The following is a 24,642-nucleotide window of genomic DNA, read 5'->3' as shown; positions in this document are numbered from 1 at the left end:
CCGGTCAGCGGCCGCGCAGAAACAGCGCGTCCAGTTCTTTCAGGGTGAGTTTGACCCAAGTGGGCCGGCCGTGGTTGCATTGGTTGCTGCGCGGCGTGTTTTCCATATCGCGCAGCAGGGCGTTCATTTCCGGCAGCGTGAGGCGGCGGCCGGCGCGTACCGAACCGTGGCAGGACAAGGTGGCGAGGATTTGGTTTTCCAGGCGGGTAACGGTTTGGCTGCTGCCGTGTTCGGCGATTTCTTCCAATACGCTGCGCACCAGATGTTCCGCGTCGGCGCGCACCAGCATGGCGGGTACTGCCTGAATGGCGATGGTGTCGGGCGCGGTTTGGGTCAGCGCAAGGCCGAACGAAGCCAGCAGGCTGCCGTGTTCGGCCAATGCGGCGGTTTCTTGGTGGGTGGCGCGGAAAGTGTGCGCAATCAGCAGGGTTTGGCTGGCGACGCGGCCTTGCGCATCGCGCTGGGCTTTCATTTTTTCATAGTTCACGCGTTCGGCCGCTGCGTGCATATCGATGAGCAGCAGTGCGTCTTCGGCTTGTGCCAGAATATAGATGTCGAGCAGTTGTGCAATGGCGAAGCCCAGTGGATAGTGGGCGGCGGGGTCGTTCTGATGGCCGGCGGGGTGGGTGTCGGCGGGCGGGCGGGTTTCGTTTTCGGACGGGCGGCGGTACAGTTCGGCGTAGCGGTCGAGCGCGGCACGGCTTTCGTTTAACGACAGGCTGCGCTGTTGCGGCGCGCGGGCGGCGGGGGCGTAGGCTGCAGGCGTGCGGCGGGATCCGGCAGCGGTCAGGCCGTCTGAAAACGGGGGCGGGGCGGTATCGGGTGCGGCTGTCGGGGTATCTGCTGCGGATGCCGGTGCGGTAATGCCCAACATGTGATGCAGGACTTCGCCGGCGTTGCTGACACTTTCGGTTTCGGCCGCGCCGGTGTGCGCCAGTACTTTGTTCAGGCTGTGGAAGAGCAGCTGGTGTACCGCCTGGCTGTCGCGGAAACGCACTTCGGTTTTGGTGGGGTGGACATTCACGTCCACCGCTTCGGGCGGCAGGTCGAGAAATAAAACGAACGCGGGGGTAAGGGCGTGGTGCAGCACGTCGCGGTAGGCCTGTTTGACAGCGTGCAGCATCACTTTGTCGCGCACGAAGCGGCGGTTGACAAAACAATACTGCTGACTGTTTTTGCCTTTGGCAAAGGTGGGTTTGGCAATCAGGCCGTACAGGCGCATCGGTCCGCCTGTGCTGTCGATTTCGAGCGAGGCGCGGGCGAAGTCGCCGCCCAGTATGGCGGCGGCGCGGTCAGCCAGTGTTTGGGCGGGGTAGTCGGCTGCGGTTTTGCCGTCGCGTTTCAGGTGGAAGGCAATGTGCGGGTGTGCCAGTGCCAGACGTTCGAACATGGCGGCGCAATGGGCGTATTCGGTGTTTTCGGATTTGAGGAATTTGCGGCGGGCGGGGGTGTTGAAAAACAGGTCGGCCACTTCGACTGTGGTGCCTTCGGGGTGGGTGGCGGCCTGAGGCGGCGCGATTTTGCCGTCTTCGGCATACACGCGCACGGCATGGCCGGTTTGCGCCCGGCGGCTGGTGAGCGTGAGGCGCGAAACAGAGGCGATGCTGGCCAACCCTTCGCCGCGGAAACCCATGCTGGCGACACGTTCCAAATCGTTCAGACTGGCGATTTTGCTGGTGGCGTGGCGGGAGAGAGCCAGTGCGGTATCGTCGGCGTGTATGCCCGCGCCGTTGTCGGTAACGCGTATCAGCTTGATGCCGCCGCCTGCGATTTCCACTTGGATTTTGTCCGCACCGGCATCAATGCTGTTTTCGATGATTTCTTTGAGTGCGTTGGCCGGCCGTTCCACCACTTCGCCGGCGGCAATCTGGTTGATTAAATGGTCGGGCAGGGCGGCGATGCGGTTCATGGCGGTTTTCCGTAAAACAAGGCTGCCATTATACAAAGCGTGCGGGACGATTGCACGGAAAAAGGCCGTCTGAAAACGGGCGGGTGCGGTTTCAGACGGCCTGTATCGTACTGCTTAAATCGAGAAGTCTTCCACGGCCGGTGCGTACAGCAGATGGTCGATGTGGTTGCGGGTCAGTTCGGGGGAGAACAGTTCGAGAAAATCGTAGATATAGCCGCGCAGATAGGTATCTTGGCGCAGCAGCACGCTGGTGTCGGCAGGCTCGAACAGTTTGGCGGCATCCACCATTACCAAACCCTGATCGGACTCGGGCGAGAATGCCATTTTTTCCACCACGCCGATGCCCAAGCCGCGCCGGACATAGGCTTTCAATACATCGGCATCGGCAGCGAACAGCGCAATATCGTCCCGCGAAACCCCCGCCCGGCCGAATGCGCGCGCGCTGCTGCTGCCGGGTGAAAAAGCAGATTCGTAAGTAATCAGCGTGTAGCGGAGCAGGGCTTCCCAGCTGAGTCCCATATTGTCGAGCAGCGGGTGGTCTTCGGGCATGACCAGCCCGTATACCCACCGTTTGCACGGCAGGCGGCGCAAATCGCCGCAGGAAGCGGGCAGTTCGTTGAGAACCGCCAAATCCGCCCCGTCTTCGTGCAGCATCTGCACAATGCCCTCGGGATCGCTTTGGCGGATATTCAGGCGTACTTTCGGGTAACGCTGCATAAAGGCAGCCACAACATCGGGCAGAACATAGCGCGCCTGTGTGTGCGTGGTGGCGATGGTCAGCGTACCGTTGTCCTGCCCGCTGAATTCGCGGCCGATATTTTTAATGTTCTGAATATCGTGCAAAATCCGTTCCGCCATTTGCAGTACGGCTTTGCCCGGCTGCGACACCGATACAATCCGTTTGCCGCTGCGGATAAAAATCTGTATGCCCAATTCGTCTTCCAGCAGGCGGATCTGCTTGGACACCCCGGGCTGGGATGTAAACAGCGCATCGGCTGCTTCGGAAACATTGAGATTGTGCCGGTAAACTTCGAGAGCGTAGCGTAACTGTTGCAGTTTCATAAGAACGGACTATGGATGTGTGTGCGGCGCAGCCGATTTACAGAAAACCGTGCCACTTTAACATAAAACCGAACCGTATGCGGAAACCGCACCGTTTGCTGCCGTGTCGGAGCGGTCCGAACCGGTTGCGGTACCTGCACAGCCCGGCGGCTTTTACTGTTGCTTTTGCGCAACGCCGTATGGCGGGGCAGGCGGATTTTGCCGCAAATACATGACAGCCGTCTGTTTTTTCGGCATAGTTCGGCATTAAGAAGCCGGTTTGCAGATGGCTTGGTGCAGCCGAGTATTGACAGCTCGGGAACGGCTTTTTATAGTTCTGGCTTGAAATATCCGTTTGCTGCGGCTCCGGCTGCGGCCTGTATTATCTTAGTGCTATGCGGTATCTGCTGCCGCATAACCATTTTTTGACGAGGGAATCATAATGACCAAACAGCTTAAATTAGGCGCTTTGATTGTTGCCGCCATTGCTTCCGGTAACGCTCTGGCCAATCAGACCCACCCTGCCCCCGGTTACACCGTAAGCGAACGGAGCAAACAAGTCGTCCGCAACAACTACGGCGAATGCTGGGAAAACGCTTATCTGAACAAATCCGCCAATGGTCTGGTTGAGTGCGGCGATGCCGTAGCACCTGCCGCCCCCGCACCTGCTCCGCAATATAAAGACGAAGTCGTTTCTCTGTCTGCACGTGCCCTGTTCGGTTTCGATAAAGACAACCTGCGCCCCGAAGCTGTCCAAACCCTGAACGATCTGGCTGTACGTCTGTCTGATGTAAACGTACAAACCGTGCGCGTAGAAGGCCACACCGACTTTATGGGTGCCGAATCTTACAACCAGCAGCTGTCAGAGCGTCGCGCCAATACCGTTGCCAACTACCTGGTTAACCGCGGTGTACCGGCGGCTAAAATTTCTGCCGTTGGTTTGGGCGAGTCGCAAGCCCGTATGACTGAACAGTGTCAGGCACAGGTTGCCCAATTGGGCAAACGTGTATCTGCCGCCAAACGCCGTGCAGAGCTGATTTCTTGTATCGAACCCGACCGCCGCGTTGATGTCCGCATCCGCAGCGTGGTGACTACCCGCGTACAATAATCCGTTTCGGTTCAAAGCCGATTCCGATAATATCAACCCCGCTTGAAACAGCGGGGTTTTTTCTTAGTCGGGTAGCATCGGCATGATTGTTCTGATGTCCAACCCGAAGGCAGGCGGTTTACCGGTGTCGGTCAGGCAGGAAACAGGGATATGCGGTTTGTTTGGCTGTGCCGATACCGTTGTAATAGAATCGGCAACCATCGGCCTAAGACATGAATTTCAGACGGCCGGGTTGAAGGAGCAGACAATGCGCGAGTTTGATTTTATCCGCCGTTATTTGCAGGCCGACGCACAGGCGGAAAACGGAGTTGTGGTCGGTATCGGCGACGATGCGGCGGTGGTGCGTACCGATGCGGAGTCGGATTGGTGTGTCAGCAGCGATATGCTGGTCGGCGGCCGCCATTTTTTTTTCGATACTGCGCCGGAAGATCTGGCACATAAGGTATTGGCGGTCAATTTGTCCGATATGGCGGCAATGGGGGCGGTACCGCGCTGGGTATTGCTCAGCATGGCGTTGCCTGAATTGGACGAAGCATGGATCAGCCGTTTTTCCGGCCGGTTTTTTGCCATGTGCCGGGAATACGGTGTGGCGTTGATTGGCGGTGATACGACGCGGGGCGGTTGGGTATTCAGTGTTACGGTTATCGGCGAGGTGCCGTGCGGGCGCGCATTGACGCGCAGTGCGGCACAGGCAGGCGACGATATTTGGGTATCGGGGCAGTTGGGTTGGGCGGCGGCCGGTTTGCAGCACTGTCTGAAAACGGTTGAGCTGCCGCCTGCCTGTGCCGATCAGGCTTTGGCGGCATTGTTGAGGCCGACACCACGGGTGGCTTTGGGGCGTCTCCTGCTGCCGCTGGCGCATTCTGCGCAAGATGTGTCTGACGGTTTGGTGCAGGACTTGGGGCATATTCTGACGGCATCGGGTGTCGGCGGGCGGATATATTGGCCGCAGCTGCCCTTGGACGAATGTTTGGCTGCCGCTGTTTCGCCGGCACAGTACCGGGATTGGGTACTGGCGGGCGGGGACGATTATGAATTAGTGTTTACCGCGCCGCCGTCAGTACGTACAGAGATACGGCAGGCGGCTCAGGCGGCGGGGGTGGCGGTTTCGCTGATTGGCAGCGTAACGGCAGAACCGGGTTTGCAGGTTTTGGCCGCCGACGGCTGCCCGTTGTTGGTGGAAAAAACAGGATTTGATCATTTTGCGGACGAAGCGGCGGCTCAGGCCGGGCGGTACATCGGCACCAATCATGGAGACGCGCAAACCGAAGACGGCCTGTAAACCGGCCAAGTTCGCGATTAACGCTGTTTTAGCTGCACCGCTTTTGGTAAAAGCCGGGGGAGGAGTGATGGACGCAGGCACAGTCGGGTTCTTTTGAGTTTGACGAATGGTCAATAAAGGAACGCAAACCGGGCTGATGCAGGCCATCATGACTGAGGTTTAAAGATATTGTGAAGTTTTGTTAAATTTTTGAGTATTTCATATATCAGGCCGTCTGAAAATACCGTATCTGCACGGCAGCACCATGCTCAGGCGGCGGGATAAAGGTATCCGGCCCGTTTCAGACGGCCTTAACGGGGAGTGGCAGATGACGGCAAAAACATTTTTTGTTGCCGGTACGGATACCGATGCCGGAAAAACTTTGTGCAGTACGGCCTTGCTGCGGGCATGGGCGGCGGCGGGTTATCGGGCGGCCGGTTTCAAACCCGTGGCTTCGGGTGCGGCGGGCGGGTGCAATGCGGATGTTTTGGCCTTGCAGGCCGCATCGTCGCAGCCTGGGGCATATGCCGATCATAACGCTTATACATTTGCCGAGGCCACGGCACCGCATCTGGCGGCGGCCGGTGAGGGGCGGCGGATCGATACGGACGTTTTGAACCGGAAGCTGCGGTCTTTACAACAGTCGGCAGAGCTGGTTTTGGCAGAAGGGGCCGGCGGCTGGCTGACACCGCTGGACGGGCGGCGGACATTGGCCGATTGGGCGGCGGACCATGCTTTGCCGGTGGTGTTGGTGGTCGGCATGAAGCTGGGCTGTTTGAACCATGCACTGCTGACGGCGGCCGCAGTAGCGCAGTCGGGACTGCCGCTGGCAGGGTGGATTGCCAACTGTCCGACTGCGCAGCCGCACCGTTTGACGGATTATGTGGCCGATTTGTCGCAGCGGCTGCCCGCACCGCTGCTGGGCGTGGTGCCGTATCTGCCGCAGGCGGGGGCGGATCGGGCTGCCGCTTATCTGGCAGACGGAGCCGGGTATCTGGCCGCTTATCCGACAGGTTGCATCAGTACCCACGGCGCAACCACCACCGCCCACATTTCCTGATCGTTTTCCCAAAATGTGCGTGCTTGTGTTTCGCTGACGGGGCCGAAGAGGCCTTGTGCCATCAGTTTGTGCACGGCTTCGCCGTTATCGTCGGCCACCAGCCGTGCGGTGGCAATCAAATCCAGTTCGGGGGCGACATATACCGCCGCGCCCCGGGCAAAGTGGGTTTGCAGTTCGCGCCACGCGATACGGGCGGTTTCGGCATTGAGTTTTTCGTTGAGTAAAGGTTCGGTCATTTTGATGCAGGCAAAAGGCGGAGGCCGTCTGAAAATGCGTTTGGCAGGTGTCAAAACGCGGCGGGTGTTTGGGTTTATGTTTTTGGTTTGCAGAACCCCGCTGTACACCGTTTTCAGACGGCCTGATGTCAGCGTTGTTGCAGGAGGCGGGCGGCATCGAGGGCGTAATAGGTGAGAATACCGTCGGCACCGGCACGTTTGAAGGCGAGTAGACTTTCCAAAATGACTTTGTCCGCGTCCAGCCAGCCGTTTTGTACGGCGGCCTGCATCATGGCGTATTCGCCCGAAACCTGATAGGCGAAAGTCGGCACGCCGAAAGTGTCTTTGACGCGGCGGATGACGTCCAGATACGGCATACCCGGTTTGACCATCACCATATCCGCACCCTCCTGAATGTCCAAGGCCACTTCGTGCAGGGCTTCGTCGCTGTTGGCGGGGTCTTGCTGGTAGGTTTTTTTGTCCGCTTTGCCCAGGTTGGCCGCGCTGCCCACCGCATCGCGGAACGGGCCGTAAAAAGCCGAAGCGTATTTGGCCGAATAGGCCATGATGCGGGTGTGGATATGGCCGGCATCTTCCAGCGCTTCGCGCACGGCACCGATGCGTCCGTCCATCATATCGGACGGGGCGACCACCTGCGCGCCGGCGTCGGCATGGCACAGGGCCTGGCGGACCAGCACTTCGACGGTTTCATCGTTCAAGACATAGCCTTGGCTGTCGGTCAGGCCGTCTTGGCCGTGCGAGGTGTAGGGGTCGAGTGCGATGTCGGTCATGATGCCCAGCTCGGGGAAGCGGCGGCGCAGTTCGCGCACTACCGTCGGCACCAGCCCTTCGGGATTGCAGGCCTCTTCGGCGGTTTCGCTTTTGTTTTGCGTGATAACGGGGAAAACCGCCAGCATCGGAATGCCGAGTCCGAGTGCCTCTTCGGCGGTGTAGAGCAGTTTGTCGAGGCTTTGGCGCACCACACCGGGCATGGAGGCGACGGCCTCTTCTTTGCCTGTGCCTTCCAAAACGAACACCGGATAAATCAGGTCGTCGGCCGTCAGCGTGTGTTCGCGCATCAGGCGGCGGGAGAAATCGTCTTTGCGCATACGGCGCATACGGCTGGCGGGTATGTGGCGGGGCGGGAAATTCATGGTTCAACCTTTCTTGGCATGATGGGGATTCAGACGGCCTGATGCGGTTTTTGTGCCAGCAGGGCGATCAGCTGTTTTTTTTCCGCATCGTTCAAACCGCCGTGTGCGGCTTTCTGTTTCAGTGCATGGATCAGGTTTTGCTGCAAATCGGCAAACAGGCGTTTCATGCCGTCTGAAAATGCCTGTTTTTCCAATTCGGCATCGGCATGGTCTGCGGCGGCATGGCTGTTCAAATCGGGGTGGGACATGATTTTTCCCACAACCGGTTCGTAAGGACTGCCGCGCAGATGTTCGCCGATTTGGCCGGTATTCAAGTGCGGGCGGCTTTGCAGCAGCTCGGCCAAATAGGCCAGGCAGGCCAGCTCGCCGTGTAAGGTCAAATAATCGGGCAGCTTCACTTCGGCGGCCAGCTGCGGCCGGTGGATCAGCGTGTGAATCTGCTTCTGCACCAGCGTGGGCATAGCGGGCTGGCGGAAAGTTGCCTGCGGCAGTTTGTAGTTTTTTTGCCGGACGGTACGCTGCGGGGCGGCCTGTCCCATCAGTTGTGCCAGATCGGCCGGATCGATGCCCACCAGTGTACTCAGATGCTGTCGGAGCAGAAAGCCCAGTGCCGGTGCCTGAATCTGTGCCAGCAGCGGCGCGGCGGCTTTTATCAGCTGCGACTTGCCCTCGTCGCCGTCCAGATTCAGCCCTGCTGTCAGTGTCTGCCAGAAATAGGCCGACAGCGGCAGGCTTTGCGACAGCAGAAGTTCTTCAAAGCGCGCCGCGCCGTATGCGCGGACATAGCTGTCGGGGTCGTGTTCGGCGGGCAGAAACAGAAAATGCAGGGCTTTGTCGTCTTTCAGCTGCGGCAGGGCGTTTTCCAATGCACGGCTGGCCGCTTTGCGCCCCGCAGCGTCGCCGTCGAAGCAGAAATAAATTTGGTCGGTCTGCCGCATCAGGATTTTGATGTGTTCGGCAGTCGTGGCCGTACCGAGCGCGGCCGCGCCGTAGCCGATGCCGAACTGTGCCAGCGCCACCACGTCCATATAGCCTTCCACCACCAGAATCCGTCCGGCCTCTTTGACTGCGGCGCGGCCTTCGTAAAGACCGTAGAGGTTTCTGCCTTTGTCGAACAGCGGCGTGTCGGGCGAATTGAGGTATTTGGGTTTGCTGTCGTCCAGCACGCGCCCGCCGAAGCCGATGACTTGGCCGCGGCTGTCGCGGATCGGGAACATAATGCGGTGGCGGAAGCGGTCGTATTCACGGCCGTTTTCGTCGTTATGAACCGTTTGGCCGCTTTCCAGCAGGGCGGGATTGGGATAGGGTTGGAACACTTGCGCCAGCGGCTGCCAGCCGTCGGGGGCGTAGCCCAAGCCGTAGCGTTCGGCGGTTTCGGCGTTGATGCCGCGCTGTTCCAGATAGGCTTGTGCTTGGGGGTGCAGTTTGAGCTGCTGTCGGTAGAAATCGCTGCACGCGGTCAGGGTTTCTTCCAATGTCTGCTGCTTTTTTTTGCGTTCGGCGCGCTGTTGCGGCGGCTCGCTGCCGCTGCGGCTGTACGGGACAGACATACCGGCGCGGTCGGCCAGCTGCCGGACGGCTTCGGTGAACGCCAGCCCCTGATATTCCATTAGAAAACCGATGGCCGAACCGTGCGCGCCGCAGCCGAAACAGTGGTAGAACTGCTTATGCGGACTGACGGAAAACGACGGCGATTTTTCCTTGTGGAACGGGCAGCAGGCCATATAGTTGGCACCGCCTTTTTTCAGCGGCACATATTCGTCGATTAAATCGACAATATCGATTTTGGCCAGCAGCTCGTCGATAAACTCAGAAGGTATCATGGGGCGGGGTGTTTGTTGTTTCAGACGGCCTGTCGGTTTAAAAGGCCGTCTGAAAAATGATTCAATAAAAAATTCTTTTTTGTTCAATAAATTGTTTCGATATGGTGCGTGCCTTTGCGGTATGACTAGGGCGGGGAATGCCCGGCGGTTATGGAAAACCGCGCGGTCGGCAGCGGTTGTATGTTGCGCAGGCAGGCGGACTGGCGGCGGTGATACGGTGCGTGCCGCAACTTTGCCGTGCAATCCATCGGTTTGCTGTGCCGTTCATGGCGGCTGTCTGAAAAAACGGGCGGCCTGATGCGGCAGAGCAGCGTTTTCAGACGGCCTTCGGCGGGTATCAGGCAGTCAGTGCGGCTTTCAAAATCCTGTTCACTTCGCCCATATCGGCCTGACCGGCCAGACGGGTTTTCAGCAGCCCCATCACTTTGCCCATATCGGCCATGCCCGCTGCGCCGGTTTCGGCAACGGCCTGCTGCACAGCGGCGGCGATTTCGTCTGCCGAGAGCATTTCGGGCAGATAGCGGTTCAGGACATCGATTTCGGCACACTCTTTATCGGCCAGATCGCTGCGGCCGGCATCGGTGTAGATTTTGGCCGAGTCTTTGCGCTGCTTAATCATTTTGGCGATGATGGCGGCGATTTTGGCATCGTCGGCTTCGGCGCGCTCGTCCACTTCAAACTGTTTGACGGCGGCGTTAATCAGGCGCACGGTGGACAGGGTAACGCTGTCTTTGGCGCGCATGGCGGTTTTCATGTCTTCGGACAGGCGGGTTTTCAGGTTCATCAGAGTATCCTTTTTCCGGTGGGGCGGGCATAAATCGGCTGCGCTTTGCCGTCTTAGATTGATGGTATGCCGTTTGAAACGGCCGCAGTTTCAGGGCAGTATCGGGAGAAGCTGCGGCGGATTGGCAGTGCTGCCGAACGGTACGGCATTATCGCAAAACCCGTGCCGTTGCCGCAAACGGAAAAACACCGCAGGCGGGAAACCTGACGGTGTTTTTCGCAATCAAGGCGCGGCCTTGATTCAGTACATTTTCGGCGGCAGCTGTTGGCTGCGCAGGCGTTTTTGCAGGCGTTTGACCGCAGCGGCTTTTTTGCGTTTGCGCTCGGTGGTCGGCTTTTCGTAGGCTTCGCGGGCGCGCAGCTCGGTCAGCAGGCCGGTTTTTTCCACGGCGCGTTTGAAACGGCGCATCGCAACTTCAAAGGGTTCGTTTTCTTTTACACGTACAGCAGGCATTTTGACTTCCTAACTTTTCAATTTGTTGTTCGTTTCATGCGGAAAAGGCCGTCTGAAACCAGGCTTGGCGGACGGGCTTTCCCTTCGGATTCCGTATCGGGTTTTGCCGTTTGCGGCAGGGCGCGATACGCGCCGTGATGGGGAACACCACCTCCTTACGGGCTTTTTGCGCGGCAAAAAGCGGTTGGCTGTGCGGCGCGGCATAGGGCAAGACGCGCGGCGGAGAAAAAGGGCGATTGTCTTATTTTTTGTTTGCGCTGTCAATGGTTTTCGGATTCTGCCACCAAGTCTGCAATACCCATTGCTGCGGCGAATAATATGGCGGCAGGACGGCGGGCCGGTGCAGGGTGCTGCGGTAGATCAGGTTGTAGTTCGGGCTGTACCAGTGCGGTACGACGAGGTATTGGTGGCGCAGTACGCGGTCGAGGCTGCGTGCGGCAGCGGCCAGTTCGCGGCGGTTGTCGAAATGCTCGAAGCGGGCCAGCAGTTTTTCCACGGCCGGATTGCATATGCCCGCCCAATTGCGGCTGCCCGGCGTTTTGGCGGCGGCACAGCTGAAATAGTCGGCCTGCTCGTTGCCGGGGCTTTCGCTGTTGGCGTATACCACGGTGGTGATGTCGAAATCGAAATGGTTCAGCCGTTTTTGGTACACAGCGGGGTCGGCCGGGCGGATGTCCAGCGTGATGCCGATTTTGGCTAAGTCGCGCTGCCATTTGGCCGCCAGCCGTTCGAAGGTTTTGCCGGAAATGAGCAGTTCGATTTCGACCGGTTTGCCCCGGGGCGAAATCAGGCGGCCGTTGCGGTAGCGGTAACCCGCTTCTTCGAGCAGTGCGCGCGCGGCGTTCAGATTGGGGCGGATGCCCAAATGCGGGTCGGCCGCGGGCGGTACGGGGGCGGGCTGTGTGAATACGGCATCGGGCAGCAGCGGTTTGAGCGGTGTTAAGACGGCCTTCTCGTCCGCATCGGGCAGGCCGCGTGCGGCCAGCGTGCTGTTGGTGAAGAAGCTGTCGCTGCGGCGGTAGCTTTGGTAGAACAGGCGGCTGTTGAGGCTTTCAAAGTCGAAACTCAATACCAGTGCACGGCGTACGCGGACATCGGCAAACAGGCTGCGCCTCTGATTCATCACAAAACCCTGCATACCGGCGGTGCCGCTGTGGGCGGTACTCTGTTTGGTCAGGCCGCGTTTTTGCAGAATACTGTCGGGATAGGCGCGCGCCCAGTCGCGGGCGGTGTTTTCCTGCGCGAAATCGTAGCGTCCGGCTTTGATGCCTTCCACGCGTACGGCCGGGTCGCGGTAGTAGCGGAAGCGGACGGTATCGAAATTGAACATGCCGCGCCGTACGGGCAGACTTTGTCCCCAATAGGCGGGGTCGCGGCGGTATTCGGCCGAGCGGTTGGTTTCGGTTTTCAGCAGGCGGTAGGGGCCTGATCCGATGGGTGCGCGGTTGGCGGCCCCGGCCAGCCCGTTGGGGAAGCTTTTGCGCGAAAATACCGGCAGTTGCCCCAAAATCATATGCAGTTCGGCATTGCGTTTTTTGAAACGGAAGCGGACGCGCCGGCTGTCCAGGGCTTCGGCGGCGGCTACGTCGGCCCAGTAAAAGCGGTAGGCGGGTGAGGCTGCGGGGTCTTGGGTGAGGGTGCGGAACGAGTAGACCGCATCTTCTGCCCGTACGGGGTCGCCGTTGTGGAAACGTGCGCGCGGATTGAGTGTGAACGTAACCGAGAGGCCGTCTGCGGCCGGTGCGATGTCCTGCGCCAAGAGGCCGTACATGGCAAAAGGCTCGTCCCAGCTCTGTTCGGCCAGTGTGTCGAGTGTCAGGTCGATGCCGGCGGGTGGACTGCCTTTCAGGGTAAACGGATTGAGGCTGTCGAAGCCGCCTTGGGCGGGCAGGGTCAGGCTGCCGCCTTTCGGTGCATCGGGATTGACATAGGAAAAGTGGGGGAAACCGGCCGGATAGCGCGGTGTGCTGCCCAATGCGATGCCGTGGGCGGCCAGGGCGGCGGAGCAGCAGAAAGCGGCCAACAGGACGGCCGAGTAATAGGTTTTGTTCATAGTGCGGTTCGTTCCGGCCGTCTGAAAAGGGCGGTTGCAGGGCGGAAAAATGCGCTGTCCGTCCAGCATTTTGCAGAAATCCGCCGTGCCTGTTTTCAGACGGCTTTCGGTGGCAGGAAAGGCGATACGGGTTGCAGGCGGTAGAGTGTGGTGGTTTCGCGGCGGCGGGCGAAGGCCAGCGGGTCGTCTGAGGCGGCGGCTTTGGCGTGGGTCGGGCGTGCGTTCAGACGGCCTTTGACGCTGAAACCGGCGGCTTGGAACAGACGGTTTAATTCGTCCGGCGCGCGCAGGCCGAGATGTTCGGCCAAATCCGACATAATCAGCCAGATTTCGCCGTTGGGGTTCAAATGATGCGCCGCCTGTTGCAGGAATGCGCGCAGCATCGCGCTGTCGGGGTCGTAAAGTGCGGTTTCGACGGCCGAGGTCGGTTTGGCGGGCAGCCACGGCGGGTTGCAGACAATCAAGTCGGCGCGGCCGTCGGGAAACAGATCGGTTTGCAGCAGGGCGATATGGTTCAGCCCCAGCCGTGCGAAGTTGGCGCGGGCGCAGGCTATGGCACGCGGATTGTTGTCGGTGGCACTGATGCGGGCGACGCCGCGTTTGGCCAGAACGGCGGCCAGTACGCCCGAGCCGGTGCCGATGTCGAATGCGGTTTGCACACCTTCGGGCAGCGGCGCGTCGGCAGCCAAGGCCAGATATTCGCCGCGCAGGGGCGAGAATACGCCGAAGGGGACGTGGATACGCGCATTCAGGGGTTCGACAAACACGCCTTTTTTGTGCCATTCGTGTGCGCCGATAAAGCCGAGCAGCTGGTTGAGCGGCAATAGGAAGGGTTCGCGGTTGGGGCTGGCGAAGACATCGGCCAGTGCGGCGCGCACATCGGGCGCGCGGGGCAGGCCGAGACGGAAATCCGGCAGGATTTCTACCGCCAGCATATTGATCAGACGGCTTTGCTGTGCCTGCCTCAGGCGGTGGCGGTGGAAGGCCGTCTGAATATCAGTTGCTGTTGCGGCGGGCGGTTTGGCAGGGCTGCGCACACGTTTTTTCAGCGCGGCCAACACCTGCTTGGCTTGGTGGAAATCGCCCGTCCATACCGTTGCCGTATGGTCGCGGGCGGCTTTCAGCAGGGCACCGGCCGAAAGGCGGTCGGCAAAAACGGCGTGTCGGGGCGGTTTTTGGCTGCTTTCAGTATGCCAGAACATCACGGGCGTGCGGGAAGTGGTAATCGGCTGCATGGCAGGGCAGGGTGCGGAAAACGGACAGTGTACTATATTTTCAACTTTCAGGCGGCCTGAGCGGGCGGGGAATAATGGAAAGGAGACGGTATTGCTTCTTCCCGATATGAAAGTTGCTGTCCTGTCATTTTCCGGCTTTATTGACGGTCTTTCATCAGGCATGATTCTGTTATCCGAAACCGCGCCATGAATGTAAATATATCCAAAGTTCCCAACTAAAAAAGTCTCTGCGCTTCATGTCGCCTACCGAGATTTGCTGTGCAAATTTGGACAATAAGTCTAAAAATATCTCTTTGGGATAAGGATTTTTAAAATATAGCGAGCAATGCTTGTCGAAATGTCCAATTTGGGTATAATCGCCACTTGTCATTTTCAGACGGCCTTTCGCGATTGGACACATTATGCAGTTGGATATCGACCGTTTAATTGCCTATTTCGGCGGCGTGAGCGCGCTGGCCGAAGCACTAAAAGAACAAGATCCCGAACACGCAGCCAGCGCGGCGGCGATTTATAAATGGCGCACCCGCGGTTCGCTGCCGCTCAACCAGCTGCGGCGGCTCGGCGCGCTGGCCGAAGCGCAGGGACGGCCGCTGGATTTGAACGCCTTTATGCATCAACAAACCACTCTGGAGAAGCAGGCCATGCCCCAAAACAACCGCGTCATTATTTTTGACACCACCCTGCGCGACGGCGAACAGTCGCCCGGCGCCGCCATGACCAAAGAAGAAAAAATCCGCGTTGCCCGCCAGTTGGAAAAACTGGGGGTCGATGTGATTGAGGCCGGTTTCGCCGCCGCCAGCCCGGGCGACTGGGAGGCGGTAAACGAAATCGCCAAAACGCTTACCCGCTCCACCGTCTGCTCGCTGTCGCGCGCGGTGGAAAGCGACATCCGCAAAGCGGGCGAAGCCGTTGCGCCTGCGGCCAAAAAACGGATCCACACCTTTATCGCCACCAGCCCGATCCATATGGAACACAAGCTGAAAATGAAACCGGCCAAAGTGGTGGAAGCGGCGGTTAAGGCGGTAAAAATCGCTAAAGAATATACCGACGATGTCGAATTTTCATGCGAAGACGCGCTGCGTTCGGACATTGATTTTCTGGCCGAAATCTGCGGTGCGGTGATTGAGGCGGGTGCGACCACCATCAATATCCCCGATACCGTGGGCTATTCGGTTCCGCACCGTACCGAAGCCTTGTTCCGCGAGCTGATTGCCAAAACCCCGGGCAGCGGAAAAGTCGTATGGTCGGCACACTGCCACAACGATTTGGGTTTGGCCGTGGCCAACTCGCTGGCTGCGCTCCAAGGCGGCGCGCGTCAGGTGGAATGCACCGTCAACGGTTTGGGCGAGCGGGCGGGCAATGCCTCGCTGGAAGAAATTGTGATGGCTCTGAAAGTGCGCCACGATGTGTTCGGTCTGGAAACCGGCATCGACACGGCGCAGATTGTGCCCGCTTCCAAACTGGTCTCCACCATCACCGGCTATCCCGTGCAGCCGAACAAGGCTGTGGTCGGTGCCAACGCGTTTGCCCACGAATCGGGCATTCATCAGGACGGTGTACTCAAACACCGCGAAACCTATGAAATCATGTCGGCCGAATCGGTCGGCTGGGCGGCCAACCGTTTGAGTCTGGGCAAGCTCTCCGGCCGCAACGCTTTCAAAACCAAGCTGGCCGATTTGGGCATTGAGTTGGGCAGCGAAGAAGCCTTGAATGCCGCGTTTGCCCGTTTCAAAGAACTGGCCGACAAAAAACGCGAAATTTTCGATGAAGACCTGCACGCGCTGGTGTCCGACGAGATGGAAACCCTCAATCAGGACAACTACCGCTTTATCTCGCAGAAAATCGTCACCGAAACCGGCGAACTGCCGCGCGCGCAGATTGTGTTCAGCGTCAAAGGCGAGGAAAAACAGGCCGAGGCCACAGGTTCCGGGCCGGTGGACGCGGTTTTCAAAGCCATCGAAAGCGTGGCGCAAAGCGGCGCGGTCTTGCAGCTTTATTCGGTCAATGCCGTGACGCAGGGTACAGAAAGTCAGGGCGAAACGTCCGTGCGTCTGGCGCGCGGCAGCCGTGTGGTCAACGGGCAGGGGGCGGATACCGATATTCTGGCGGCAACGGCCAAAGCCTATCTGTCGGCTTTGAACAAGCTGGAATCCGGTGCGGAAAAAGTCAAAGCGCAGGGTTTGTAATTTCCCGGCAAAAGGCCGTCTGAAAACCGTTTGGCTGCCAAACGCCGTTTTCAGACGGCTTTTTTGACCGCCGTTCGTGCAAAACGGCGGATTGCGTTACAATAGCCAGCACGCCTGCGGGCGGCTTATTTTCAGGAAAGAGTGCATCATGACCATCATCGTAACCGGCGCGGCCGGCTTTATCGGCAGCAACATCGTCAAGGCTTTGAACGGGCGCGGGATCACGGATATTGTGGCCGTCGATAATCTGGCGCACGGCGATAAATTCCAAAATCTGGCCGACTGCGACATCGGCCATTATCTGGATAAGCACGAATTTATCCGCCAGGTGCGCAACCACAGCTTTCCGTTTGCCGATATACAGGCAGTCTTCCATCAGGGCGCGTGTTCCGACACCATGAACCACGACGGCCTGTACATGATGGACAACAACTACCAATACAGCCTCGACCTGCTCGACTGGTGTCAGGACCAGCGCATTCCCTTCCTGTACGCTTCCAGCGCGGCAGTGTACGGCAAAGGCGAAGTTTTCCGTGAAGAGCGCGCTTTGGAGGCGCCGCTCAATGTGTACGGCTACTCCAAATTCCTGTTCGACCAAGTGGTGCGCCGCCGCATGGCCGAAGGATTGAGCGCGCAGGTGGCCGGTTTCCGCTATTTCAACGTTTATGGCGCGCGCGAGCAGCACAAAGGCCGCATGGCTTCGGTGGCCTACCATCATTTCCACCAATACCGAGAACAGGGCTTTGTCAATCTGTTCGGTGCCTACGACGGTTATGCCGACGGCGGCCAGAGCCGCGATTTCGTCAGCGTCGAAGATGTGGTGGCGGTCAACCTGCATTTTCTCGACCACCCCATGCAGTCGGGCATTTTCAATCTGGGTACCGGCCGCAGCCAGCCGTTTAACGACTTGGCCGCCGCCACCGTCAATGCCTGCCGCGCGGCCGAAGGCAAAGACCCGCTGCCGCTGGCGGAATTGGTGGACAGCGGGCTGATCCGCTACCTGCCGTTCCCCGACGCACTGAAAGGCAAGTACCAGAGTTTCACCCAGGCCGATATTGCCAAACTGCGCGCCGCAGGCTACGCCATGCCGTTTTACAGCGTGGAAGAGGGCGTGGCGCGTTATGTGGCGTGGCTGCTGGAACGGGCCTGACCGGATTCCCGGCCGCCAAGGCCGTCTGAAAACCGCCTGAAAAAAAGGAGAAAATCATGTTGTCTGCATTTGCCACCGCCGATCTGATTGATGCGGCACCCGATACCCCTTCCTGCGAAACCCAGTTCCGCAGTTTCGGCCGCCGCCGCTTTTGCGGCCGTATCCGCACCGTGCGCTGTTTCCGCGACAACGGTTTGGTCAAACAGTTGATGAACCGGCCGTCGGACGGCGAAGTGTTGGTGGTGGACGGGGGCGGTTCGCTTTCCAGTGCACTGATGGGCGACATGATTGCGGCAGCCGGTGCGGCCAACGGTTGGGCGGGGGCGGTGATTTTCGGCGTCATCCGCGACAGCGAAGCCATAGATCAAATGGATTTCGGCGTGAAAGCTTTGGGCTGCAATCCGCGCAAAAGTGCCAAAGACGGTGCGGGCGAAGTTGATGTAACCGTTTCGTTCGGCGGTGTCGATTTTGTGCCGGGGCATTATCTGTACAGCGATGCCGACGGTATATTGGTATCGGCCGAACCGATTGCACCGGCCGGAGAGGCATCGTCATGCAGGTAAACAGCAGATGGATAGACGGCCTGTGTTTCGAGGGGCGAACCGCAGACGGCCATACCGTCATTATGGAAGGTGCGGCGGCGGAAGGAGACAAGCGCGGCCCCAGTCCGATGGAAATGCTGCTGCTGGGCGTAGCGGGCTGTGCCGGCATCGACGTGGTGATGATTGCGCAGAAGCAGCGTCAGCAGGTCAGCGACTGCCGCGCCACAGTAACGGCCAAGCGCGCCGACACCGCCCCGCGCGTGTTTACCGAAATCCACATTCATTTTCAGGTTTACGGCCGCGATCTGAATCCGGCGGCGGTGGAGAAAGCCGTCGGGCTGTCGGCGGAAAAATACTGCTCAGCCTCCCTGATGCTGGGCAAGGCCGCCAAAATCACCCACAGTTTTGAAATCCTGGCGGATTAGGGCGGCACTTGTCTGTACCCCCCGTTTTGCCCGACGTGGAGAGGCCGTCTGAAAACGCCGGATGCGGTTTTTCAGACGGCCTCGATTCTGTTACACTTTTGCCGTTTTCCACCAAGGTATATTTTCATGAATGCACCGAAAAAACTGGTGATTGCCAGCCGAGAAAGCCGTCTGGCCATGTGGCAGGCCGGGCATATCCAAAGCCGTTTGCAGAAGCTTTATCCCGATTGCGCCGTCAGCATCTTGGGCATGACCACGCGCGGCGACCAAATCCTCGACCGCACCCTGTCCAAAGTCGGCGGCAAAGGACTGTTTGTCAAAGAGTTGGAGCAGGCATTGCTGGACGGGCGGGCGGATTTGGCCGTGCATTCGGTAAAAGATGTGCCGATGGATTTGCCCGAAGGCTTTCTGTTGGCGGCCGTGTGCGAGCGTGCCGGTGCATTTGACGCATTGGTGTCCAACCGTTACGCGCGCTTGGAAGAGATGCCGGCCGGTGCGGTAGTGGGAACGTCCAGCCTGCGCCGCGAAGCCCAGCTGCGTGCCCGTTTCCCGCAACTGGCCGTCCGCCCGCTGCGCGGCAACCTGCAAACCCGTCTGGCTAAGCTGGACAACGGCGAATACGATGCCGTCATACTGGCAGAAGCGGGTTTGGCGCGGTTGGGCTTGGCCGACCGCATCCGCTGCGTCTTGTCGCCCGCCGACAGCCTGCCTGCGGCGGGGCAGGGCGCATTGGGTATCGAAATTGCCGCTTCCCGCATCGAACTGCTGGAAGTCCTCAATCCGCTCAACCACAGCCTGACCAACGCCTGCGTAACCGCCGAACGCGCTTTGGCACGCGCTTTGGGCGGCAGTTGCCAAGTGCCGCTGGCCGCCTATTGCACCGAAGAAAACGGCCTGCTGACCCTGCGCGGACTGGTCGGCCACCCCGACGGTTCGGTGCTGCTCCAAGCCTCTGCACAAGCTCCGCTGGCCTATGCCGACGCACTCGGCCGCGCGGTCGCCAAACAGCTGGCCGACGAGGGCGCGCACGAACTGATTGCCGCTGTATTGGCGGAACAGCCCGATGCCTGAAAACGGCCGCCGCTTCCCGCCCCCCGCGCCCTTGGCGGAAAACGGCCGTCGGGCGGCAGTATTGCTGGTGCGCCCGCAGGCACGCGCGGCGGCCGATTCGGCAGTGTGGCAGGCGGTAGGCTGGCAGGGCATCGCATTCAGCGTGATGCGGATTGAACCGCTGCCGGAACGGCACAGTATTCTGGCAAACCTTTTTCAGACGGCCTCTGCGCTGTTTTGGGTCAGCCCGAGCGCGGTGGAAGCCGCGCAGCCTTTTTTCACGGAACACGTTCTGTCTCTGCCGCACATCGCGGTCGGCCGGACAACCGCCCGGACATTGCACCGTGCCGGTTGCAGGCAGATACATTGCCCGCAGGGCGGCAATGACAGCGAAGCCGCCGCCGCCCTGCCGGTTTGGGATACACTGCCTGCCGGAGCCGCAGTCGGCATCATACGCGGCGAAGGCGGGCGCGGCTGGCTGGCCGCACAGCTGCGGCGGCGCGGATTGGATGTGCATTTCGGCGAAATCTACCGCCGCGTGCCGCAAACGCCCGACTGGACGGTTTTTCAGACGGCCGATGTGCGCGCCGTGTGGATAACGTCGCGCGAAATGGTGCGCCTCTTCTTCGACCGCGCGCCGCCCGAAATGATGCAAACCCTGCAATCCTTGATATACTTCACCCATCATCCGCGTATTGCCGCCGATCTGCGTGCGGCAGGCGTGCGGCAGATTGAAACGGCCGGTATGCCGGACGCGGTTATTTTGAATCCCGATACGGAGAACCCATCATGAGCGAGCAAGAAAACAAGCAGCCGGATCATGCCGACCGCAAACCTGCGGATACCGCGCCCGTTCCGGCCGTGGTGCAGGCGGCACCGTCTGCCGCAGACGCACAAACCGCCCCGCCGGCCGCACCCGTCATCATCAAACAGTCCGGCGGCAAAGTATTGGCGGGCAGTGCCTTGGTACTTTCCCTGCTGGCACTCGGTGCCGGCGGCTTTCTGTTTGTGCAGGGTCAGAACGTTTTGAAAAATCAGGAGCTGGCTTTAAACCAGAAAATCGAAAAAGCGGCTTTGGGCGAGAGTGGAAACGCCGCCCTGCTGCAAGAGAGCCTGCGCAGGCAAGACGAAGCGGCCGCGCAGCTGGCGCAGCTGGAATCCGCCGGCAAAGCGCAGGGCGAACAGATTGCCCGCGCCAACCGCGCTTATCAGGAACTGCTGCGCAGCCGTACCGACTGGCTGGTAAACGAAGTCGAATCCGCCCTCAATACGGCTGCCCAGCAGCTTTTGCTGTCGGGTAACGTACCGGCGGCGGTCAGGGTGCTGGAAAATATCGAAAACCGCCTGCAATCTTTCGATCAGGCCGCGCTGCTGCCGATCAAACAGGCTGTCAGTGCCGATCTGGCGGAACTGAAAAAACGCCAGTATCTCGACGTTTCGGGAACGGCCCTGCGTCTTGACCGGCTGGAAAGCGCGGTATCCGGACTGCCGCTGACTATCGACAATACCTTGAAACCCACCGAAAACGGTGTACCGCCCGCCGTTAATACGGGCGGCACATGGTGGGAAAACCTGCGCGATAAAACATTGAGTGCATTGCAGGGTCTGGTGGAAGTACGCCGTCTGAAAAACGACGATGCCATGCTGATGTCGCCCGAGCAGGTTTATTTCGTGCGCGAAAACCTGCGCCTGCGCCTGCTGGACGCGCGTACCGCCATGCTGCGCCACAACGGCGATATTTACCTGAGCGATTTGAACAGTGCCGAAGCGGCGGTCAAACAGTATTTTGATACTGGCTCGCCCGCCGTGCAGGCTTGGCTCAAAGAGCTGGTCGAACTCAAAACGCTTGATGTGGGCAGTCTGTCGGGCGAAGTGCTGAAAGCCGGCCTGACCGCCGTCAAAGACTATCAGGACAACGCGCGCGCCACGGTATCCGGCCCGAACGCCGCCGCTTCCGAGCCTGCTGCTTCCGATCCTGCCCCGTCGGCAGCCTCTGCGCCGCAAGCCGGTGAAGCTTCCGCGCCTGCCGCATCGGCACCGCAGGAAAAAGCAGCTTCCCAAACCGACATCAAAGGGGAAGCGGCATGAAAAACCTGATTTGGATTATTGTGCTGTTTGCCGCAGCGGTGGGCTTGGCCGTGGCTGCGGGAGCTTATGACGGCAACGTCTATATCGCGGTCGGGCAAACCCTGCTGCGGATCAATCTGCATACCTTTGTTTTGGGGCTGATTCTGGCCGTAGTCGTACTCTACCTGCTGGTCCGCCTGATCGCCGGCCTGCTCGACCTGCCCGGCCGCATCGGCCGCTTCCGCAGCCGCCGTCAGGAAAAACAGGCGGGCAGCCACCTGAATGCGGCAGGCTTGGCCTATTTTGAAGGCCGGTACCAAAAAGCCGCGCAGGAGGCCGATAAAGTATTGACCGGCAAAAATACGGGCGACAACCGCACACTGGCACTGATGCTGGCCGCACACGCCGCCGATGCCGTGGACGATACCGCCCGCCGTGACGGCTACTTGCAGGAAATCGCCAAACTGCCCGGCAAAAGCCAGCTTTCGCGCCACCTGCTGCAAGCCGAAGGCGCGCTGGCGGCACGCGACTACGAGGCCGCCGCAAGGCATATGGACGATGCCCGCCGCCTCAACCCCGGACTGACCCGCTTGGCCAAGCTCGACCTGCGCTACGCGCTCGACCACGGCGATGCCGCAGCCGTCTTGGAAAAAGCCGCCAAACTGAAAAAAGCCGGTGCCATCAACGGCCGCGAACTGGATCAGCACCAAGAGTGGGCCTACCGCCGCCTGCTGTCGCTGGCTGCTGATTCAGACGGCGTCAAAGCCGCCTTAAAGCGCATTCCCGACGAACAGAAAAGCGGCGGTTTGTGCGTTGCCGTAGCACAGAAATACGAACACTTGGGCATGTACGGCGCAGCAGCGGCATGGGTGGAGAAACACTACCCGCAAACCCGTCAGGAAGAGCTGCTGCCCGTTTTTGCCCGCAGCGTGCGCTATCTCGACGAAAAAGCCCGCCGCCGTGCCATCGATACCGCCGACGGCTGGCTCAAACAGCATCCCGATGATGCCGCCCTGCTGCTGCATTTGGGAATCCTGGCCTACGGGCAGGGTCTGTGGGGCAAAGCACAAAGCTATCTGGAAGCCAGCCTGGCCTTGCGCGAAAGCGTACAGGCGCGCTTAGTCTTGGCGAAAGTATTCGACGAAACCGGCGGACACGCCAAGGCCGAAGCCCAACGCCGCTACGCATTCGACGAAGCCGTACAGGAAGAAGAGCAGGCAGCCCCCGCCGTATTGCCCGACAGCCGCTGACCGCCGTGTTCGGGAAGATGCCTGAAAAAACGCGAATCCTGTTCAATCGAATGCAGAAAACCGTTTGATTGAACTACGAGGCCGTCTGAAAACACGTTTTCTGTGTTTTCAGACGGCCTTTTCATTCCATACCGCCCGTAGCCCGTAGGTCGGATTTTCAAATCCGACTGACAGCGCAGCCGCAGTCACCGTATCGGGGGTGTCGGATACAAGTATCCGACTACACCGCTGCCGACCACAGCCGACAGGACAGATACGGTATCGCTCCTGCATCTAAACCCGCCGCAGGCAGTATTCCCGAATCCGATATACACACTGCCGGAACACTTTCCCACCCGCAGCCTCCCCCCTTGCAAACCCCCGAAAAACACCCGCTTTCCTGCTTTTCTGCGCAGAAAGCGCCAAAAAACGTCCAGATGTGCAGAAAAACAACACCGGGTCGATACTGTGTTTTTCAAATTTTATGCCATTGAATCAAAACAGAAAATAAAATAACCTGTTGGAAAAAGGCCACACTTTTTGCCGTGCTGCCGCCAAACTCTTGGCGGGAAAATTTGTTTTTTCGCAATGAAGCAATTATATTAGCAGCCATGAAATCGCGACCGATGCGATTAACCAGAAAGCTTTAGATGGAATCTTTTCCATGCCATCTTAGGTTTTTTTTCTTAATCTCGAAAAGGAATACAGCAATGAAAAAAACTCTGATTGCTCTGGCGCTGACCGCTCTGCCGGTTGCTGCAATGGCTGACGTTGTCCTGTACGGCCAAGTCAAAGCCGGTGTTGAAATTTCCAAATTCAAAAACAAAAACGGCAGCAGCAATGAAAAATCTTCTACTGCCACTGAAATCGCCGACTTCGGTTCGCGCATCGGCTTCAAAGGCAAAGAAAACCTGGCTGACGGTCTGGATGCGATTTGGCAGGTGGAAAGCCGTGTAAGCGTTGACGGTAATAAAAACCGCGGTTTCGGTACCCGCGATTCTTTCATCGGTTTGGAAGGCGGCTTCGGTAAGGTACGTGCCGGTTACATCAGCACCCCGCTGAACAACATGGGTACCATCGACAATTGGGAATACGACAACAACGCTCTGGGTCTGGGCATCTTTACCCGTACCGGCAGCCGCGTCGTATCTGCCCGCTATGACACCCCGTCTTTCGGCGGCTTCAGCGCAAGCGTACAATACACCCCGCGCGACAATGCCAATCCGTCTGACAAATACACCAAAGAAGTTGCCGGCCGTGATGCCTACTATGCCGGTCTGAACTTCGCCAACTCAGGCGTATTCGCCCAATACGGCTTCGGCTTCAAAAAGAACAACGTTGAGCGTGCTGCCAATACCTATGCAAAAGGTAAAGACGGCTACGCACACCGCTTGGAAGCCGGTTACGATGCCAACAACCTGTTCGTAGGCTTGGGTGCGCAATACACCAAAAACTGGGATACTGCCGGTTCTTACGCCAAAGCTGTATACAATGATGACAATGCTGTTGTGACCGGTGGCAGCGCAGATGCAGGCGTGAAAACTCTGGAAGCTGCCGCAACTGTCGGCTACCGCTTCGGCAACGTAACTCCGAAACTGTCTTACGCTCACGGCTGGAAAGCCAAAGCGAGCGAAGGTGGCGAGAAACTGAACGGCTCTCAATACAAACAAGTGGTTCTGGGTGCCGACTACGACTTCTCTAAACGCACTACTGCTTTCGCACAAGCCGGCTGGCTGAAAACCGGCAGCGGCGACAACAAACGTGATGAGACTGCCGGTCTGGTTGGTCTGCGCCACAAATTCTAATCTGAACGGTTAGAAAAAAAGAGCCTGCAAATGCAGGCTCTTTTTGCATTGCTGCCCGCATAACCCCGTATCTCGCCATACCCCGTATTTTT

20 protein-coding genes and 1 pseudogene are annotated in these 24,642 nt (G+C 59.1%); 12 read left to right on the top strand and 9 right to left on the bottom strand.

The window, feature by feature from the left end; genetic code table 11:
• Positions 1-4 precede the first annotated feature (4 nt).
• Positions 5-1,909 carry a DNA mismatch repair endonuclease MutL gene (mutL, locus tag ORY85_RS05425; RefSeq protein ID WP_338577748.1) on the bottom strand — a complete coding sequence of 635 codons (1,905 nt, stop codon included), beginning with the start codon at positions 1,907-1,909 and terminating at the stop codon, positions 5-7.
• Positions 1,910-2,023: 114 nt separating this feature from the next.
• Complete coding sequence (locus ORY85_RS05420) at positions 2,024-2,971, bottom strand: LysR substrate-binding domain-containing protein (protein ID WP_274572720.1); 948 nt, start codon at positions 2,969-2,971, stop codon at positions 2,024-2,026.
• Positions 2,972-3,392: 421 nt separating this feature from the next.
• On the opposite strand from ORY85_RS05420, the gene ORY85_RS05415 reads away from it, so the two are divergent.
• The 3 genes and pseudogenes from ORY85_RS05415 (at position 3,393) to bioD (ending at position 6,379) form a co-directional block, all read left to right on the top strand.
• Positions 3,393-4,058, top strand: a complete 666-nt coding sequence (locus ORY85_RS05415) for an OmpA family protein (RefSeq protein WP_274572719.1) — start codon at positions 3,393-3,395, stop codon at positions 4,056-4,058.
• A gap of 247 nt (positions 4,059-4,305) precedes the next feature.
• Positions 4,306-5,262: pseudogene (thiL, locus tag ORY85_RS05410) on the top strand (thiamine-phosphate kinase); the annotation flags it as partial.
• Positions 5,263-5,647: 385 nt separating this feature from the next.
• Positions 5,648-6,379, top strand: a complete 732-nt coding sequence (gene bioD, locus ORY85_RS05405) for a dethiobiotin synthase (protein ID WP_274572718.1) — start codon at positions 5,648-5,650, stop codon at positions 6,377-6,379.
• On the opposite strand, the gene ORY85_RS05400 is transcribed toward bioD, so the two are convergent.
• From ORY85_RS05400 to ORY85_RS05370, 7 genes are all read right to left on the bottom strand, one after another.
• Complete coding sequence (locus ORY85_RS05400) at positions 6,322-6,615, bottom strand: DUF2288 domain-containing protein (RefSeq protein ID WP_274572717.1); 294 nt, start codon at positions 6,613-6,615, stop codon at positions 6,322-6,324. The two genes, bioD and ORY85_RS05400, sit on opposite strands and share 58 nt — an antisense overlap.
• Positions 6,616-6,743: 128 nt before the next feature.
• The gene (gene hemB / locus ORY85_RS05395) at positions 6,744-7,748 is read right to left on the bottom strand and encodes a porphobilinogen synthase (RefSeq protein WP_274572716.1); all 1,005 of its coding nucleotides are present in this window, start codon (positions 7,746-7,748) and stop codon (positions 6,744-6,746) included.
• 29 nt (positions 7,749-7,777) lie between these two features.
• Positions 7,778-9,571: a DNA primase gene (gene dnaG / locus ORY85_RS05390; protein WP_274572715.1), complete on the bottom strand. Its 1,794-nt coding sequence runs from the start codon at positions 9,569-9,571 to the stop codon at positions 7,778-7,780.
• A 337-nt stretch (positions 9,572-9,908) separates the two neighbouring features.
• Entirely contained in the window at positions 9,909-10,355 is a 447-nt protein-coding gene (locus ORY85_RS05385) for a GatB/YqeY domain-containing protein (RefSeq protein ID WP_274572714.1), read from the bottom strand.
• Positions 10,356-10,595: 240 nt separating this feature from the next.
• Positions 10,596-10,808 carry a 30S ribosomal protein S21 gene (gene rpsU / locus ORY85_RS05380; protein ID WP_274572713.1) on the bottom strand — a complete coding sequence of 71 codons (213 nt, stop codon included), beginning with the start codon at positions 10,806-10,808 and terminating at the stop codon, positions 10,596-10,598.
• Positions 10,809-11,049: 241 nt separating this feature from the next.
• Positions 11,050-12,861 carry an extracellular solute-binding protein gene (locus ORY85_RS05375; RefSeq protein ID WP_274572712.1) on the bottom strand — a complete coding sequence of 604 codons (1,812 nt, stop codon included), beginning with the start codon at positions 12,859-12,861 and terminating at the stop codon, positions 11,050-11,052.
• A 95-nt stretch (positions 12,862-12,956) separates the two neighbouring features.
• Positions 12,957-14,096: a class I SAM-dependent methyltransferase gene (locus ORY85_RS05370; protein ID WP_274572711.1), complete on the bottom strand. Its 1,140-nt coding sequence runs from the start codon at positions 14,094-14,096 to the stop codon at positions 12,957-12,959.
• A 401-nt stretch (positions 14,097-14,497) separates the two neighbouring features.
• Here ORY85_RS05370 and ORY85_RS05365 point away from each other — a divergent pair, with 401 nt between their 5' ends.
• The 9 genes from ORY85_RS05365 to porB all read left to right on the top strand — a co-directional run bounded on the left by ORY85_RS05365 (position 14,498) and on the right by porB (position 24,550).
• The gene (locus ORY85_RS05365) at positions 14,498-16,282 is read left to right on the top strand and encodes a 2-isopropylmalate synthase (protein WP_274572710.1); all 1,785 of its coding nucleotides are present in this window, start codon (positions 14,498-14,500) and stop codon (positions 16,280-16,282) included.
• A gap of 148 nt (positions 16,283-16,430) precedes the next feature.
• Positions 16,431-17,432, top strand: a complete 1,002-nt coding sequence (gene rfaD, locus ORY85_RS05360) for an ADP-glyceromanno-heptose 6-epimerase (RefSeq protein ID WP_274572709.1) — start codon at positions 16,431-16,433, stop codon at positions 17,430-17,432.
• 56 nt (positions 17,433-17,488) lie between these two features.
• Positions 17,489-17,995, top strand: a complete 507-nt coding sequence (gene rraA, locus ORY85_RS05355; protein ID WP_274572708.1) for a ribonuclease E activity regulator RraA — start codon at positions 17,489-17,491, stop codon at positions 17,993-17,995.
• The gene (locus ORY85_RS05350; protein WP_274572707.1) at positions 17,986-18,399 is read left to right on the top strand and encodes an OsmC family protein; all 414 of its coding nucleotides are present in this window, start codon (positions 17,986-17,988) and stop codon (positions 18,397-18,399) included. The genes rraA and ORY85_RS05350 overlap by 10 nt, the downstream gene beginning before the upstream one ends.
• 126 nt (positions 18,400-18,525) lie before the next feature.
• The gene (gene hemC / locus ORY85_RS05345) at positions 18,526-19,470 is read left to right on the top strand and encodes a hydroxymethylbilane synthase (protein WP_274572706.1); all 945 of its coding nucleotides are present in this window, start codon (positions 18,526-18,528) and stop codon (positions 19,468-19,470) included.
• Complete coding sequence (locus tag ORY85_RS05340) at positions 19,463-20,242, top strand: uroporphyrinogen-III synthase (protein WP_274572705.1); 780 nt, start codon at positions 19,463-19,465, stop codon at positions 20,240-20,242. Before hemC ends, ORY85_RS05340 begins: the two co-directional genes overlap by 8 nt.
• Positions 20,239-21,537, top strand: coding sequence for a uroporphyrinogen-III C-methyltransferase (locus tag ORY85_RS05335; protein WP_274572704.1), 1,299 nt, complete (start codon positions 20,239-20,241; stop codon positions 21,535-21,537). Before ORY85_RS05340 ends, ORY85_RS05335 begins: the two co-directional genes overlap by 4 nt.
• A complete protein-coding gene (locus ORY85_RS05330) occupies positions 21,534-22,766 on the top strand; it encodes a heme biosynthesis HemY N-terminal domain-containing protein (protein WP_274572703.1) in 1,233 nt (410 codons plus the stop codon). The genes ORY85_RS05335 and ORY85_RS05330 overlap by 4 nt, the downstream gene beginning before the upstream one ends.
• A 689-nt stretch (positions 22,767-23,455) precedes the next feature.
• A complete protein-coding gene (porB, locus tag ORY85_RS05325) occupies positions 23,456-24,550 on the top strand; it encodes a trimeric porin PorB (RefSeq protein WP_274572702.1) in 1,095 nt (364 codons plus the stop codon).
• Positions 24,551-24,642 lie beyond the last annotated feature (92 nt).

Source organism: Neisseria leonii, from assembly GCF_028776105.2.
Taxonomy (GTDB): Bacteria; Pseudomonadota; Gammaproteobacteria; order Burkholderiales; family Neisseriaceae; genus Neisseria; species Neisseria leonii.
Note: the sequence above shows the minus strand (reverse complement) of the source record. Positions and strands in the feature narration are given on the sequence as shown.

What these genes read in the sequence shown, in the direction of transcription:
- mutL (WP_338577748.1), bottom strand. Translation starts at nt 1,909, where the DNA reads ATGAACCGCATCGCCGCCCTGCCCGACCATTTAATCAACCAGATTGCC.
- ORY85_RS05420 (WP_274572720.1), bottom strand. Translation starts at nt 2,971, where the DNA reads ATGAAACTGCAACAGTTACGCTACGCTCTCGAAGTTTACCGGCACAAT.
- ORY85_RS05415 (WP_274572719.1), top strand. Translation starts at nt 3,393, where the DNA reads ATGACCAAACAGCTTAAATTAGGCGCTTTGATTGTTGCCGCCATTGCT.
- bioD (WP_274572718.1), top strand. Translation starts at nt 5,648, where the DNA reads ATGACGGCAAAAACATTTTTTGTTGCCGGTACGGATACCGATGCCGGA.
- ORY85_RS05400 (WP_274572717.1), bottom strand. Translation starts at nt 6,615, where the DNA reads ATGACCGAACCTTTACTCAACGAAAAACTCAATGCCGAAACCGCCCGT.
- hemB (WP_274572716.1), bottom strand. Translation starts at nt 7,748, where the DNA reads ATGAATTTCCCGCCCCGCCACATACCCGCCAGCCGTATGCGCCGTATG.
- dnaG (WP_274572715.1), bottom strand. Translation starts at nt 9,571, where the DNA reads ATGATACCTTCTGAGTTTATCGACGAGCTGCTGGCCAAAATCGATATT.
- ORY85_RS05385 (WP_274572714.1), bottom strand. Translation starts at nt 10,355, where the DNA reads ATGAACCTGAAAACCCGCCTGTCCGAAGACATGAAAACCGCCATGCGC.
- rpsU (WP_274572713.1), bottom strand. Translation starts at nt 10,808, where the DNA reads ATGCCTGCTGTACGTGTAAAAGAAAACGAACCCTTTGAAGTTGCGATG.
- ORY85_RS05375 (WP_274572712.1), bottom strand. Translation starts at nt 12,861, where the DNA reads ATGAACAAAACCTATTACTCGGCCGTCCTGTTGGCCGCTTTCTGCTGC.
- ORY85_RS05370 (WP_274572711.1), bottom strand. Translation starts at nt 14,096, where the DNA reads ATGCAGCCGATTACCACTTCCCGCACGCCCGTGATGTTCTGGCATACT.
- ORY85_RS05365 (WP_274572710.1), top strand. Translation starts at nt 14,498, where the DNA reads ATGCAGTTGGATATCGACCGTTTAATTGCCTATTTCGGCGGCGTGAGC.
- rfaD (WP_274572709.1), top strand. Translation starts at nt 16,431, where the DNA reads ATGACCATCATCGTAACCGGCGCGGCCGGCTTTATCGGCAGCAACATC.
- rraA (WP_274572708.1), top strand. Translation starts at nt 17,489, where the DNA reads ATGTTGTCTGCATTTGCCACCGCCGATCTGATTGATGCGGCACCCGAT.
- ORY85_RS05350 (WP_274572707.1), top strand. Translation starts at nt 17,986, where the DNA reads ATGCAGGTAAACAGCAGATGGATAGACGGCCTGTGTTTCGAGGGGCGA.
- hemC (WP_274572706.1), top strand. Translation starts at nt 18,526, where the DNA reads ATGAATGCACCGAAAAAACTGGTGATTGCCAGCCGAGAAAGCCGTCTG.
- ORY85_RS05340 (WP_274572705.1), top strand. Translation starts at nt 19,463, where the DNA reads ATGCCTGAAAACGGCCGCCGCTTCCCGCCCCCCGCGCCCTTGGCGGAA.
- ORY85_RS05335 (WP_274572704.1), top strand. Translation starts at nt 20,239, where the DNA reads ATGAGCGAGCAAGAAAACAAGCAGCCGGATCATGCCGACCGCAAACCT.
- ORY85_RS05330 (WP_274572703.1), top strand. Translation starts at nt 21,534, where the DNA reads ATGAAAAACCTGATTTGGATTATTGTGCTGTTTGCCGCAGCGGTGGGC.
- porB (WP_274572702.1), top strand. Translation starts at nt 23,456, where the DNA reads ATGAAAAAAACTCTGATTGCTCTGGCGCTGACCGCTCTGCCGGTTGCT.